Genomic DNA, 13925 nt, shown 5'->3' with positions numbered 1-13925 from the left:
ACACTTACGCAAGTGGATGCTTTCAAAGATGTGGATCTCGCGATCCTCGGTGATCCGACCCGCAAGGCGATCTTCGAACGACTCGCTCGGCGACCGTCGTCGGTGGGTGAGCTGGCCGAGTCGCTTCCGGTCACCCGCCAAGCCGTGTCGCAGCATCTGCGTGTCCTCAAGGAAGGGGGTCTCGTCGTGGCGACCCCGGAGGGCACCAAGCGCATCTACCGCATCAATCCCGCGGGCCTCGCCGCGATCCAGGCCTATTTCCAGAGCATCTGGGACGAGGCGTTGACCGCTTTTCAGAAGGCCGCCGAGCAGGCGGCGACCGACCCCGAACAGGAGAATCGACCATGACCAGCACCGGACAACTGCCCGTCCTGGAAGGCACGGCCACCGTCGCGATGAGCCCGGAGCGCGCGTTCGCGTTCTTCACCGAATCCTTCGGCCGCTGGTGGCCTGCGGCCTATCACATCGGCAAGGCCGAGATGGCTGATGCGATCCTCGAGCCCGGCGAGGGCGGACGCTGGTACGAACGCGGTGTCGACGGCACCGAATGCGACTGGGGCCGGGTACTGACATGGGAGCCACCGCACCGGCTCGTGGTGACCTGGCAGATCAACGGCCGCTGGGAATACGACCCCGACCCCGCGCGGGCCAGCGAGATCGAGGTCCGCTTCACCGCCGACGGGCCCGAGCAGACCACCGTCACCCTCGAACACCGACACCTCGACCGGCTCGTCGACGGAAAAGCCATCCAGGACACCATCGTCGAACGCGGCGGCGGGTGGAGCACCCTGCTCGAGCTGTTCGCCGAGACCGCGCAATCACCGTCCTGAGATTCCCCTGATCAGGTCAGGAGAACTCCTTGCCCGTCGCGTGGTCGAACCGCTCCCACTCTCGCGCCCATGCCGCGCGGCGGCGACTTTGCAGCAACCGCCCGGCGCCCCAGGCGATCGCCAGCGCACCGCCCACTGTTGCGCTCAGCATCACGACCCCGGCGCTGATCCCGGCCGACACCGCGGCGCTGGGTCCGGCGGGCGCCGACACCGGCCGCCCGTCGCCGGAAAGCCAGATCACCAGGCTGTCGCCGGCGGAAGCGGAAGCGGGAGTATCGACAACGGCAGTACCACCGCGGCCGGCCTCGGACCACGCGACGCGCGCGGTGTGCCGCTCGACGGCGTATCCACGTGGCCCGATCGTCACTGAGCGCGACGGGGTCTCCCCCACCGTCGCGGTGACCGATGTCAAGCGTGCTCGTTCCTCCCGAAGCCGTTCTCCCGCAGCCGAATAGGAGGCGGTGCCGACCGCACCGGCCAGCGGTATCGCCACCAGCACCACCGCTGTGACCAGGAGCCACAGCGCGGACTCCCACCGATCCGACGGCCGCATCAGCGGATTGCGGCTCCATGGTCGGCGACTCCACCAGCTCGACGTCGACGGATACCGCCCTGGCACCGCCATCACCTGCTTCGCTTGCCCGGAGCGATCAGCCGGTCGCCTGTATTCGCGTTCATGATGCCTGCTCCTCACTGGTGGGACATTCCTCCTGTCCATCGTCCGAAGACCCCACCGAATCGAAGTAGGGCCGTTGGTCCCGGCAAGGCCGGACCGTTGGTCTTCTGGCACTGCTGATGAAGACCAAGACGGTCCAACGCCCTTCCACGAGGGGACGAAGTGCCGTATCGACGGACGTTCCGCGCGCCGACAATCGGAAGCAGGAGATCCCACTGAGAAGGAGTTGTCATGAGTTGGACAGTCACCGCGGTTCTCATCGCCGCGATCTTCGCGGCCATGGTCATCATCACCACCTACCTCTCCACCAAGAAGTCCTGATCTCGCGGCGAGAGCGGCAGGATTCACGGATCGAATCGAGACGGCGATGAACCCGATCAAATCGCGGGCGGAGGATTCCACCCGCCGCATCTTCCGTGATCGCAGCGAGGCCGGCCAGGTCCTGGCGGAATTGCTCGCGCACTATCGGGGTCGCGGTGAGGTGATCGTGCTGGGTCTCCCGCGCGGCGGCATCCCCGTGGCCTGGGAGGTGGCGGCCGCGCTCAACGCTCCATTGGACGCTCTGGTTGTCCGCAAGCTGGGAGTTCCCGACAGTCCGGAGTTCGCCTTCGGGGCGCTCTCGGCGGGTGGACGCGTTGTCCTGGCCGACGATGTCGTCCGCGCGTTGCGCCTCACGTCCGAGCAGATGCGTGCCGTGGCCGCCACGGAGGCGACCGAACTCGCGCGACGCGAAGCCGCGTACCGCGGCGATCGCGGGCCGCTCGACCTCACCGGAAGGACCGTCATCGTCGTCGACGACGGGCTGGCCACCGGCGCGAGTATGTTCGCCGCGATAGAGGCCATCCGGGACCAGGAACCCGACCGCATCGTCGTGGCGGTCCCCGCTGCGCCGGAATCGACCTGTCGGGAACTCGGCGCGATGGTCGACGACGTGGTGTGCGCGACGATTCCGTCGCCGTTCCGTGCCGTCGGCGCGTCCTATTGGGACTTCGATCAGGTCACCGACGAGCAGGTACAGACCCTGCTCGCCACCCCGACCACCGGCGCGCCGGCGACCGACCCGGCGGCGACGATCCGAGCGTCCGCGATTCCCGCACCCGGCGGGATGCCGCCCATTGGTCACCTCGACGATCTCATCGGCACGGCGAGCATCGTCCTGATCGGCGAAAGCACGCACGGGACACACGAGTTCTACTCCGCCAGGGCCGAGATGACGAAGTGGCTGATCGAGCACAGGGGCTTCGGCGCCGTCGCGATCGAAGGAGATTGGCCCGATGCCGCCCGTGTCCATCGCTACGTGCACGGCCGGGGCAGCGATACCTCTGCCGAGGAAGCCCTGCGTGGGTTCCAGCGTTTCCCCGCCTGGATGTGGCGGAACACGGTGGTGCGCGACTTCGTCGGCTGGTTGCGTGAGCACAACGACGGACAGGTGCGCAACGACGAACCCACCACCGGCTTCTTCGGCCTCGATCTGTACAGCCTCCACCGATCAATGGAGGAGGTTGTGCGGTATCTCGAACGGACCGACCGTGCCGCCGCACAACGCGCCAAGGTCAGGTACAGCTGTTTCGACCACGCCGACTCCGACGACGGACAGGCGTACGGGTACGGTGCCGCATTCGGTGCGGGTAGGACGTGCGAGGACCAGGTCGTCGCCCAACTGGTGGAGTTGCAGCGCCGGTCGCTCGCCGAGTTCGGCGCCGGAACGGACGCGGCCGAGTCGCTTTTCGACACCCTGCGCAACGCCTGGTCCGTCCGCGACGCCGAGCTGTACTACCGCACGATGTTCGGTGATCACACCGCGTCGTGGAACCTCCGTGACGAACACATGGCGGACACCCTCGACGCGCTACGGGAGCATCTCCGTGACAGCCGAGGCGGTGCGAGCAACGGACACGCACCCAAAATTGTTGTCTGGGCGCATAATTCGCATGTCGGAGACGCCCGTGCCACCGAGTTCGGTGCAGAGGGACAGCTGACGATCGGACAGCTGATGCGACAACGGCACGGGGCGCATTGCCGGACGATCGGCTGGAGCACCTACGACGGCTCGGTCACCGCGGCGCAGAACTGGGGTGGCGCGGCGGTGCACGAGCGGATTCGCCCCGCGCTACCGTCCAGCCTGGAAGCACTGTTGCACGACACCGGCGTCGGCGAGTTCATGGTCCGAAACGACACCGATGACGCCACCGCGGGCGAGCTCGATCAACCACGCCTTCAGCGAGCGATCGGCGTCGTGTACCGCCCCGGCACGGAACGCCAGAGCCACTACTTCCACACCCGCGCGGCGGCGCAGTTCGACGCGATCATCCACATCGATAGGACGACCGCGCTCCAGCCGCTCGAGCCCACCAGCCGGTGGAGTGCCGCGAGAACTCCGGAGACATACCCCACGGGGTTGTGACCGGGCGCCTGATTGTTCGCCAGTAAAGGAATGGGAATTCGATGACCACCGCACAGATGATCATGCATCCGGACGTCGCCAGTCTCAGTGTGCGCGACACCATGGATTTCGCCGCCCAGCGCATGCACCAACTCGATGTGGGCGCCCTGCCGATCTGCGACGGGGAAGGCCGTCCGGTCGGCATCGTGACCGATCGCGACATCGTCGTCAGATGTCTCGCGCAGGGCCGTGATCCGCGAACCACCACGGCCGGCGAATTGGCACAGGGGGCCGACGATCTGTTCACCATCGGCTCGGACGCCGACATGGCCGAGGCACTGGCTCTCATGGAGCGGCATCAGATCCGGCGGCTCCCGGTGCTCGAGGACGGCAAGCTCGTGGGCATCATCAGCGAGGCCGATATCGCTCGCGGCCTGCCCGAATCGACCGTCGGTGAGTTCGTGGGATCGGTGTGCGCACAACATCTCCCGATGACGCCCGACGGCCGGTAGCGCGCCGATGCGAGCGATGAGCGAATCCGCCCCGGCAGCGCAGGAAAGGCAGGCGATGTGAGCGCGGCGCGAATTCTCGTCGGCACCGACGGCTCACCGTCGAGCGAGCGAGCGGTGCGCTGGGCCGCGAGCACCGCGGCCGACCGCGCGAGTGGACTGCACATCGTCCACGCGCTCGATCTGGCCTCCACCGAAAGGGTCTTCGGACCGTTCGACCTGTTCATTCCGCCGGTCACCGCGGCCCTGCGAGAACGGGGCGCCGCCATGCTCGACGCGGCGCGTCGCATCGCCCACGATGTGGAGCCACGATTGCGGGTGGACACCGAACTGACCGACGAAGTCCCCGGCCCGGCCCTGATCAGACGGTCGGAATCGGCCCTGATGACGGTCATCGGCGGCGCGGGTGCCAAAGGTGACCTGCCCCTGCACCTGGGTTCGACGCTGCTTGCGGTGAGTGCGCACGGACACGGCACAGTGACGGTCGTCGACGGCGACAGCGAGTCCACCGGACGAGACGACGGCCCGGTGGTGGTCGGCGTCGACGGGAGCCGGTTCGGTCGCGCCGCCGTCGAGGTCGCGTTCGGGGAGGCCCACCAGCGACGGGCCCCGCTCGTCGCCGTGCACTGCCGGACCGATCTGCGATTCGAGAGTCTCGCCGGAATCGCCGTCACCCCCGACGATTCCGCTGCCCACGCTTCGGCCTCGGCAGTGCTGGCCGATCAACTGGCCGAGTGGTCGCACACGTTCCCCGACGTGCCGGTGACCCAGGAGGTGCACCGCTACGGTCCCGCCCACCATCTCCTCGAACGGTCTCGGAGCGCTCGTCTGATCGTGGTGGGTAGCCGGGGCCGGGGCGGATTCCGGGGGCTCCTGCTCGGTTCGACGAGCAATACCCTTGTCCAACATGCCCACTGCGCCGTGATGGTCGTTCATCCGCGCTGATCGGGGACGTGATCGGCGACCGCCGCCAGCAACTCGGCGATGCCGCTCTCGATTCCCTCCGCGAGCACGTCGATGTCGGGAGTCGAGTCGTAGTCACCGGTGATCCCGAAGACGAGCCGATCGTCGTAGCTCAGGATCGCGATCGTGGTACGCAGTCGCATCGCGATCGGAACGCACGGCAGGATCTCCAGTACCGGAGACCGATTCAGGGTCAGTCGCCGGCTCGGACCGGGCACGTTGGTCGCCAGGGCCGTGACGCTGCGCTGCGGAAAATGCCCCGCCAGCCGGAAGGCCAGCGCGACGGCCGCATAGGGCAGCGACTCCGCCACCGCCAGCATCGACCGTTCGGCGTCGGCCTCCCCCCTGGCCCGGTGGTGCGCGATCCGGGCGCGGACCGCGGCGAGCCGCGCGACCGGATCGGATACCTCGACGGGCAAGTGCGGAATGATCGCCGACACGCGATTATCCAGCACGTGGTCGGCGGTACTCCCGCGGACCGAGACCGGAATCAGGACGCGCACCCGCCGCGCGGTCGGGTCTTCGCCGCGGCGGGTGAGCAGCGTGCGGTAGGCCGAGGTGACCGCGGCCAGTGCCACATCGTTGACAGACGCCGAGAACGCGGTCCCGATGGCACGGACTTCGGTCAGCGACGCTCGCGCGACGACGTATCGTCGTTGCCGCCCGATCGGGCCGTTCAGCGAGGACGACGCGCTCGGCGCGACAGCGGCGTAGACCACCGGCACGAGGCTGCGCGCGGTCGAGATCGCCCACCGCGGCGCAACCACGGGCAGGCGTGCCACCCTGACCGCCAGATCCAACCACCCGGCGGCCGGCCCCGCAGACCTCGGCGACGCCTCCGTCGCGGGCTCGTCCTCCACCGGATCACACAGCCGTTCGAACAGGGTGATCCCCGAGATCCCGTCGACCATGGCGTGATGAGCCTGCACGATCAGCGCCCAGCGATCGCCTGCCAGGCGCTCGACGACGACGCATCGCCACAGCGGGTGGTCGCGGTCCAGGCGTTCGGCCAGCTCCGTGGCGACCACCTCACGCAATGCCGCGTCGTCGCTCGGCTCGGGCAGAGCGGTCCAGCGGACGTGGTGGGCCAGGTCGAAATGGGGATCGGCCTCCCACACCGGCGCCGCCAGCTCCCACCGCGACTCCCGCACCCGCTCGCGGAGGCGCCCGACGCGATCGAGGCGCGCTCTCAGCCAGTCGGCGAACTCCGACCGCGTCGGCGCCGGCCCAGCCATGACGGCCACGGCACCGATCCCCATGCTGATGTGCCGGTCGGCGTCCTCCAACTCCAGAAATCCCCCGTCCAGGGGGTGCAACTCGCTCATCGGTCGACCTCGCGGTAGGCGCACATGCCGTTCGTCACGGCGCGCGATGGCGTACAGCCATCGGAACCAATTCTCGCGGGTGACCAACGGTCCGGTCAGAGGCAATGGTCCGCCGAGGACCTCGCCGTGGGCATGTTCGTCGCAGTGGCTTTGGTCCGCGCGGTGGGGGCACCTCGGCCCTGCTCCCACCGCAGGGCGGCGAGCGAAGCTGGCAACCGAGGCCGTGCCCTCACCCGTCCCGACCGATCAGTGCCGGCGACCGCAAGGGAACAGCCTCGCACGGTCGAATCAGCGGAAGGAGGCTGCCATGCAGACCGCGGTCGACTCCCGAGGACTGACGGATGCCGAAGCCGCGGCGCGTCATCGCCGGGAGGGGGCCAACACCCTGCCCGAGCCGCCACCGCCCCACCGGATCGCGCAATTCGCCGCTCAATTGACCCATTTCTTCGCGGCCATGCTGTGGACAGCCGCCGCGCTGGCGCTCGTCGCCGGGATGCCCGCACTCGCGATCGCCATCGCCTGCGTGGTGATCCTCAACGGCGTCTTCGCGTTCGTCCAGGAATTCCGAGCCGACCGGGCCGCTCAACGCCTCCGCGATCTGCTCCCGGTCAAGGCCACGGTGCGCCGCGGCGGGCGGGTCGTCACCGTGGACTCGAGCGAGCTGGTGGTCGGTGACCTTCTCGTCCTCGAGGCGGGCGATCGGATCTGTGCCGACGCGACGCTGCTGGCGGCACATGTCGCGGTCGACGAATCGATGTTGACCGGCGAGGCGGAATCGGTGCAACGCGGTGCGGGCGCGCCCGTCCTGGCCGGCACCTTTGTCGTAGCGGGGCACGGCGAAGCCGAGGTCTCCGCGATCGGAACAGCCACTCGCCTCGCTTCGCTGGCCGCAGTGACCGCTGGAGCCACCAGGCCGCCCAGCCCGTTGACCCGACAGCTGCACCGGGTGGTACGCCTCGTCGCGCTCATCGCCGTCCTGGTCGGAGCGTCGGCGTTCGGTGTCTTCGCCGCACTCGGACAGGATCTGAGCGAGAGCCTGTTGTTCGCTATCGGTGTCACCGTTGCCTTGGTACCGGAGGGCCTGCTTCCCACCGTGACGCTGTCGCTGGCCCGGGCCGGGCAGCGGATGGCCAGGCAGAACGCGCTCGTCCGCAGACTCGAGGCGGTCGAGACCCTCGGCGCGACGACCTTCATCTGCACCGACAAGACCGGGACCCTGACCCGCAACGAGATGCAGGTCGTCGAAGTATGGACACCTCGAGGACCGGTGACCCTCGACGGCGCCGGGTACGGCCCGGACGCCACGCTCACCGGAGCCGAAGACGCAATCGCGGCCGCCAGGACCGCCGCCGACTCCGCCGCGCGGTGTTCACCGGACGCCCACGCGCAGCTCGCGCAGGGAGTGTGGGTGCCGATCGGCGACCCGATGGAAGTCGCCGTGCACGTGCTCGCCGCACGCGTCGGCGCCCCCGTCCCACCCGCGCCACGACAGCGCACCCCGTTCGACACCCACACCCGCCGGGCGTCGGTGGTCGATGCCGAGGGTGAACACACGACGGGCGCCCCGGAAGCCGTCTTCGCACTGTGCGGCTCCGGCACCGAGGAGGCCGCCGCACAGGTCACCGATATGACTGCACGTGGACTACGCGTCCTCGCTGTCGCCCGCGCGGCGGCAGCGGGCACGTCCCCGCGCCTGCTGGGTGTCCTCGGGCTCGAGGACCCCCCGCGGCCCGATGTGGCCGCGGCCATCGCCGCGTGTCGCGATGCCGGCATCCAGGTGGCCATGGTCACCGGAGACCACCCCGGCACCGCGGCGGCGATAGCCGAGCAGGTGGGGCTGTTCGGCCCCGATCGCGTCGTCGTCTCGGGAGCGGATCTCCCTGACGACGACGCACGGTTGGCGAGCATGCTCGACCGCGGCGGAGTGGTGGTCGCGCGAGTCGCGCCCGAGCAGAAACTGCGGATCGCCGCCGCCCTGCAACAGCGGGGCCATGTGGTCGCGATGACCGGCGACGGAGTGAACGACGGTCCCGCGCTGCGCACCGCCGACATCGGCATCGCGATGGGAGCTTCCGGCACAGACGTTGCCCGCGAGGCCGCTGATCTGGTCCTGCTGGACGACCACTTCGGAACCATCGTCGCCGCGATCCAGCTCGGCCGGGCGACCTTTGCCAATATTCGCCGATTCCTCACCTATCACCTGACCGACAATGTCGCCGAACTCGCCCCGTTCGCGTTGTGGGCGGCAAGCGGTGGAACGATTCCGCTCGGTATCACCGTCTTGCAGGTCCTCGCGCTCGATATCGGCACCGACATGCTGCCGGCTCTCGCGCTGGGCGCGGAGCCCCCGAATCCCCGCACCATGTCCGGGCCGCCGAAGGTCGGGACGCTGATCGATCGCACCCTGTTACGCCGGGTGTTCGGCGTCCTCGGGCCCACCGAGGCCGCCGTCGGAGTGGGCACGTTCCTGACGGTCCTCCTCGTGGCGGGCTGGCGGTTCGGCGACGAGGTGTCCGCCGGCACACTCGCCTCGGCGTCAGGGGCCCTGTTCGTCTCGATCGTTCTGGGCCAGCTGTCGAACGCGTTCGCCTGCCGGAGCGAGACACGCTGGGTGGGCGCGGTCGGTTGGCGCGGAAATCCGCTGCTGCTGGCCACCGTCGCGATCGAGATCAGCCTGCTCGTCGTATTCCTGTGGGTGCCGCCACTTCCCACCTTGCTCGGCGGGGCACCACCGAGCCCACTCGGCTGGGTGCTCGCCGCCGGCGCGATCCCCGCTCTCCTGGCGGCCGACACCGCGCACAAGGTACTGCGGCACCGCCGGCAGCCGTCATCCCCGGCTGTCCGGCGGCCGACATCGCTCGGGTCGGGCGACGGCGACACGACCAAGTGCCCGCCGACATAGGTCCTGGGACCCTGCCGTACCGCCCTGTCGGGCGCGCACAGTGACGGAGACAGAAAGGCACGAAAATGACTCTTCCCGGAAATCCCAAGAGCCCGGTCGTCGTCGGCGTAGACGGCTCCGAACAGTCTCGCCGGGCACTGACGTGGGCGACCGAATACGCCGCCCACCATCGCGTGCCGCTGCGCCTGGTGTACGCGGCCGACGTCCCCGTCGACTACGGGCCGGGCATGGCGGGTCCCCTCTACGATCTCGACGCGCTGCGCAAGCACGGCGAGTCCGTCGTCGCGACGGCCGCGGCCGAAGCCGCAGCGGTGGCCGCGCCCATCGCCGACATCGCGATCTCGACCGAGGCCGTCCTGGCCTCGGCAGTCGCCGTGCTGCGCCAACGCAGTGAGTCGGCGCGCATGATCGTCGTCGGTAGCCGCGGTCTCGGCGCGTTCCGCCGCACGCTGCTCGGCTCGGTCAGCACTTCGATCGCCCGCCACGCGCACTGCCCGGTGGCCGTCATCCCGGAGACGACGCCACCGGCCGACGGCCCGGTCGTCGTCGGTGTGGACGGATCACCGTGCAGCGTCGACGCGATCGGGATCGCCTTCGACGAAGCAGCCCACCGGGATGCCCGTCTGATCGCGGTACTCGCGTGGTCGGAGTTCTATCGCTACGAGCCCCGGTCGGTCATGCAGACCGAGGCCGAAGCGGTCCTGTCGGAAAGTCTCGCCGGGTATGCCGAGAAGTACCCGGAGGTCTCGATCGAACGGTTCGTCACCGAGGACCGCCCGACCAGGGCGATCCTCGAGGCGGGCGCCGATGCCCAGCTGATCGTGGTCGGCAGCCATGGCCGTGGCGGGTTCGCCGGCATGACGCTCGGATCGGTCGCGCAAGCCGTTCTGCACGGCGCGGAATGCCCGCTGATCATCGCCAGGCCCGCAGCGAGATCCTGACCCGACGCCCCTCGAGGGTGCGGCCGGTTCCCCCGGGGAACCGGCCGCACCCTCGCTCTCAGCGGGGTCTCAGCCGGGTCGGCGCATCGCCGACCACTCACGCTCCCATTCGGCTTTCCGCCGCCGGTTCACGAACAGATCGCTGAGAGCCACGAGGCACCACGTCGACACCCCCGCGCCGACCAGCACCGCCACGGCCACCCCGATGCCCGTCATCACCGCCGCGGCCGACGATCTGGGCGGCGTCTCGGCCACGTTGCCCGTGCCATCGAGCCACACCGTCACCGGATCGCCCTGCGCGGCGGTCCGTGTCACCGGCACCACCTTCTCGACGTCGCCGGTGCTCGACTCCCACCTCGCCTTCGCTCGCCAGCCGAGGCCCTGGACGAACTCCGGCTTCTCCGAGATCACCGCGACGACCGAGACAGCTTCCGCGTTCTCGACCCGGATCCGGTCCGCGTTCCCGGTGTAGGCGATCGTGCCGAGGGTCAGTGCTATCGGGATCGACGCGACCATCACCACGGCGGCGACCAGCCGTACCGCGGCGCACAGCCGATCCGGCCATCGCATCAGCGGGTTACCGCTCCACGGCCGGCACCGCCACCAGCGCAGCACTGCCGTGGACACGGCATCGATTCGGAACGTCGACGACGTCATCGCGATCACCTCTTTCGGCGGAATCACCGTTCACCTTCGAGCATCGCCGGAGGCACGTCGGCGAAGCAGGGGCGAAGGTCATTGCCCGCCAGGGTCGACCGGCCTGACCTACGGCCGCCGGTCAGCGGTGGCCGGTGCCGTTCTCGTCTCAATCGCGCGGCGGCACAGCGAAGGTCGCGCGTGTGAGCGTTGTTCCGTCCCAGCGCTTGCCCGTCAGGGTCACCGTCACCTGGGCGCCGTCGTCGGCGATGTCGACGACTCCGTACTGTCCACCGCCCGGGAACACGCCGTGGCTGTACGGACCGCCCTTCACGCTTCCCGGCCGGTCCAGTGCCGCCGCCTGCAGGACGGGAAACCCGCCACCGCCCTGTGCGGAGTAGTCGGAATTGGTGCCGTCGTCGACGGCCACCATGTGCGCGTCACCGCCGACCATCACCAGGTTCCTGATCCCCGCGGTGGCGATCGCGTCGGCGATGTGCCGCCGTTCTTCGGGGTGCCCCGGCCAGCCGTCACCCCCGGGATCCGCGGCACCGATCCACGGCAGGGAATTGCCCCAGACGACAAGGGCGTGCGTGCGACTCGATCGCACCAGCTCGTCGACGAGCCAGTCCCGCTGCGCGGCGCCGAGCACCGAATCCGGCGTCGCGCCCGACCGGTCGTCGGTCATGATGAACCGGACCCGGCCGATCGTGAAGGCTTGATTGACTGTCCCTTCCGCCGCGACGAAGGGATAGTGGGGAACAATCGTATCGAACGCGACGCGCGATGCCGTCCGGCCCGGCGAGTCCGCGCCGGCGTCGTTCGGCCCGTAATCGTGGTCGTCCCACACGTAGGCGACCGGGCCGCCGCGATAGAACGCGGACTGTCCCGGACTGGTCAGCACCCGGTCGTACGCCGAGAAAAACGGTCCCGGGACGGTACTTTCGATATTCCCGTAGTGCAGATCGCCGAGCGCCAGATGGAACAATCCGCGCTCCCGGGCCAACGCGTCGAAGACCGCGCCGTTCGACCCGACCCTCGCGCAGGACCCGGCGGTGATCCGGAACGACATCGGCCCCACCGCCGGCGTGCGGAGGTGGCCGACCCCGCGCGCGCCGTCCGGCACGTCGTCGACGATCACCGAGTAGGTGTAGTCGGTGTCGGGGCGGAGCCCGGCGACCTCCATGCGCGCGACCCGATGTTCCCCCGCCACGACAGCCGGGGACCGCACCACCGCACCGTCGGCCGCGGTGAGGCGCACACTCGCACGGCGGTGGCCCTCGGCCAGCCGGGCGGTGACCGTCACACCATCGGCGCGCAAGCCACCCGACCAGGACCATTCGACGCGATCCACGTCGAGCTCGGGTGCGGAGCTCGCCGGATGTGTGGGTCCGAAGTAGATGGCGTAGACCCGGTTCGCGCCGAACCAGGTACCCGCCAGCAACAGCAGCGTCACGACCGCGAGAATCACCAATTCGAGCGCGGTGCGCCGGTGCTGCCAGCTCAGCCACAGCAACACCGCGGGTACCATCGCGCCGCCGGTGAGCAGCATCGCGTAGCCCGGCTCGTACTCGATGGCGGCGAAGATGCCGAGGCAGCTGGCCGCGAACGCGATCAACACCGCACCTACGGCCTCCCAGCGCCACGAGATCAACGCACCGAGCGACACCACGCCGGCGAGTGCCAGCTGCACCGGCGTTTCGACGCGCGACCCGAAGACGAACCCCTCTCCACTCGACGGGACGCCGACGGTCACGGTCAACGCGGCCAATGTCAACGCGACAGCGGCTGCCGACAGGTGGGCGAACACCCGGACCAGGCGAGCACCGGAGACCGTCAACGGGATCACTCCCCGTGGGGAATGACCCGGTCGCGGATGCGGCGACCACAGGCAGCTCCGGCAGGCGACGTGCGCGCGAGGCTGTTCGATGACCCATCGTGCTCCGAGAACCAGCGCCAGGCCGATTCCCGCGCCACCCAGCACATCGGTGGGCCAATGCACACCCTCGGCGACCCGATCGATCGCGGTGGCTGCCGCCGCCAGCCCCATCAGCGCGGTGAGGACCCCGATCACACGGCGTCGATGCAGCAACGACGCGACAGCGAGCGGCACCAGACCCGCGATCAGAACGGCCTGGATGAGGTGCCCGCTGGGGTAGGAATCCCACGCGCCCGCCATCGGCCCGTCGGCCGGTCGCGCGCGCTCGATCGCGGCACGCAGCCCGACACTGGCCAGCAGACCGAACGCCGCCGCCACTGCGTAGCCGACGGCCAACGCCCGGCACCGGAGGGACGCCAGTCCCACCAGGACCACCAGTGCGAGCACGGTTCTCGTGTCGAAGGCCGCGTCCGTGAACTGGGACCACCAGGACGCGGACAACCCGTCGAACCAGGCCGCGACTCTGCGGTCGAAGCCGTCGACCACGTACGGCGAGGCGGCGATGACCAAGGAGAGCAGAGCCGACCCCGCTGTCGCCGCCATGAAACCTGCGCCGAGCTGCCACGGCGGGCGGGCGAGCCATTCCTCGCCGTCCACCGGGCGAGTGGTCAACGGGGTATTCGTCAGAACACGCGTCAGGCGCGACGGCGGTGAGGGATACCGGACGAACACGGTGGCGGGGGCCCCCCCCAAGCACGCGGCCCCCCCCCCCCCAGCCCCCCACACGCACAAAAACCCCCCCAAGTAGGCCCCCCCCCCCCGCGGGAGGAAGAAATTTGGGACCCATACGAAAGTAACGAATAGAACACCACCCCCCCCCG

Annotated in this window: 11 protein-coding genes; 7 read left to right on the top strand and 4 right to left on the bottom strand. The window is 69.4% G+C overall.

Features of this window, described 5'->3' with window-relative positions:
- Window positions 1-12 precede the first annotated feature (12 nt).
- Both QH270_RS06900 and QH270_RS06895 read left to right on the top strand, forming a co-directional pair.
- Window positions 13-348 carry an ArsR/SmtB family transcription factor gene (locus tag QH270_RS06900; protein WP_280339611.1) on the top strand — a complete coding sequence of 112 codons (336 nt, stop codon included), beginning with the start codon at window positions 13-15 and terminating at the stop codon, window positions 346-348.
- On the top strand, window positions 345-830 hold the full coding sequence (locus QH270_RS06895; protein ID WP_280339610.1) for an SRPBCC family protein: 486 nt from the start codon (window positions 345-347) through the stop codon (window positions 828-830). Before QH270_RS06900 ends, QH270_RS06895 begins: the two co-directional genes overlap by 4 nt.
- 16 nt (window positions 831-846) lie before the next feature.
- Here the strand turns inward: QH270_RS06895 and QH270_RS06890 are convergent, their stop codons facing one another.
- Complete coding sequence (locus QH270_RS06890; protein ID WP_432420310.1) at window positions 847-1455, bottom strand: Rv1733c family protein; 609 nt, start codon at window positions 1453-1455, stop codon at window positions 847-849.
- A 418-nt stretch (window positions 1456-1873) separates the two neighbouring features.
- On the opposite strand from QH270_RS06890, the gene QH270_RS06885 reads away from it, so the two are divergent.
- From QH270_RS06885 to QH270_RS06875, 3 genes are read left to right on the top strand one after another with little or no spacing between them, the layout of a single operon-like run.
- Entirely contained in the window at window positions 1874-3910 is a 2037-nt protein-coding gene (locus QH270_RS06885; RefSeq protein ID WP_280339608.1) for an erythromycin esterase family protein, read from the top strand.
- A 41-nt stretch (window positions 3911-3951) separates the two neighbouring features.
- Window positions 3952-4401: a CBS domain-containing protein gene (locus QH270_RS06880; RefSeq protein WP_280339606.1), complete on the top strand. Its 450-nt coding sequence runs from the start codon at window positions 3952-3954 to the stop codon at window positions 4399-4401.
- Window positions 4402-4458: 57 nt separating this feature from the next.
- Window positions 4459-5343 carry a universal stress protein gene (locus QH270_RS06875; RefSeq protein ID WP_280339604.1) on the top strand — a complete coding sequence of 295 codons (885 nt, stop codon included), beginning with the start codon at window positions 4459-4461 and terminating at the stop codon, window positions 5341-5343.
- Here QH270_RS06875 and QH270_RS06870 read toward each other — a convergent pair.
- Window positions 5331-6686: a wax ester/triacylglycerol synthase family O-acyltransferase gene (locus QH270_RS06870; protein WP_280339602.1), complete on the bottom strand. Its 1356-nt coding sequence runs from the start codon at window positions 6684-6686 to the stop codon at window positions 5331-5333. The two genes, QH270_RS06875 and QH270_RS06870, sit on opposite strands and share 13 nt — an antisense overlap.
- A gap of 307 nt (window positions 6687-6993) precedes the next feature.
- Between QH270_RS06870 and QH270_RS06865 the strand changes: the two genes are divergently transcribed.
- Both QH270_RS06865 and QH270_RS06860 read left to right on the top strand, forming a co-directional pair.
- Entirely contained in the window at window positions 6994-9588 is a 2595-nt protein-coding gene (locus tag QH270_RS06865; protein WP_280339601.1) for a cation-translocating P-type ATPase, read from the top strand.
- 65 nt (window positions 9589-9653) lie between these two features.
- Window positions 9654-10529, top strand: coding sequence for a universal stress protein (locus QH270_RS06860; RefSeq protein ID WP_280339600.1), 876 nt, complete (start codon window positions 9654-9656; stop codon window positions 10527-10529).
- Between the two features lie 69 nt (window positions 10530-10598).
- Here QH270_RS06860 and QH270_RS06855 read toward each other — a convergent pair whose 3' ends face one another.
- Window positions 10599-11186: an Rv1733c family protein gene (locus QH270_RS06855; RefSeq protein WP_280339599.1), complete on the bottom strand. Its 588-nt coding sequence runs from the start codon at window positions 11184-11186 to the stop codon at window positions 10599-10601.
- Between the two features lie 148 nt (window positions 11187-11334).
- Window positions 11335-13716, bottom strand: coding sequence for an alkaline phosphatase D family protein (locus QH270_RS06850; protein ID WP_280339597.1), 2382 nt, complete (start codon window positions 13714-13716; stop codon window positions 11335-11337).
- Window positions 13717-13925 lie beyond the last annotated feature (209 nt).

The sequence above is a fragment of the Nocardia neocaledoniensis genome, assembly GCF_029868625.1.
GTDB lineage: Bacteria > Actinomycetota > Actinomycetes > Mycobacteriales > Mycobacteriaceae > Nocardia > Nocardia neocaledoniensis_A.
Note: the sequence above shows the minus strand (reverse complement) of the source record. Positions and strands in the feature narration are given on the sequence as shown.

Excerpts from the sequence above, each read along its gene's own strand:
- QH270_RS06895 (WP_280339610.1), top strand. The coding sequence starts at position 345 with ATGACCAGCACCGGACAACTGCCCGTCCTGGAAGGCACGGCCACCGTC.
- QH270_RS06890 (WP_432420310.1), bottom strand. The coding sequence starts at position 1,455 with ATGGCGGTGCCAGGGCGGTATCCGTCGACGTCGAGCTGGTGGAGTCGC.
- QH270_RS06885 (WP_280339608.1), top strand. The coding sequence starts at position 1,874 with ATGAACCCGATCAAATCGCGGGCGGAGGATTCCACCCGCCGCATCTTC.
- QH270_RS06880 (WP_280339606.1), top strand. The coding sequence starts at position 3,952 with ATGACCACCGCACAGATGATCATGCATCCGGACGTCGCCAGTCTCAGT.
- QH270_RS06870 (WP_280339602.1), bottom strand. The coding sequence starts at position 6,686 with ATGAGCGAGTTGCACCCCCTGGACGGGGGATTTCTGGAGTTGGAGGAC.
- QH270_RS06865 (WP_280339601.1), top strand. The coding sequence starts at position 6,994 with ATGCAGACCGCGGTCGACTCCCGAGGACTGACGGATGCCGAAGCCGCG.
- QH270_RS06860 (WP_280339600.1), top strand. The coding sequence starts at position 9,654 with ATGACTCTTCCCGGAAATCCCAAGAGCCCGGTCGTCGTCGGCGTAGAC.
- QH270_RS06855 (WP_280339599.1), bottom strand. The coding sequence starts at position 11,186 with ATGACGTCGTCGACGTTCCGAATCGATGCCGTGTCCACGGCAGTGCTG.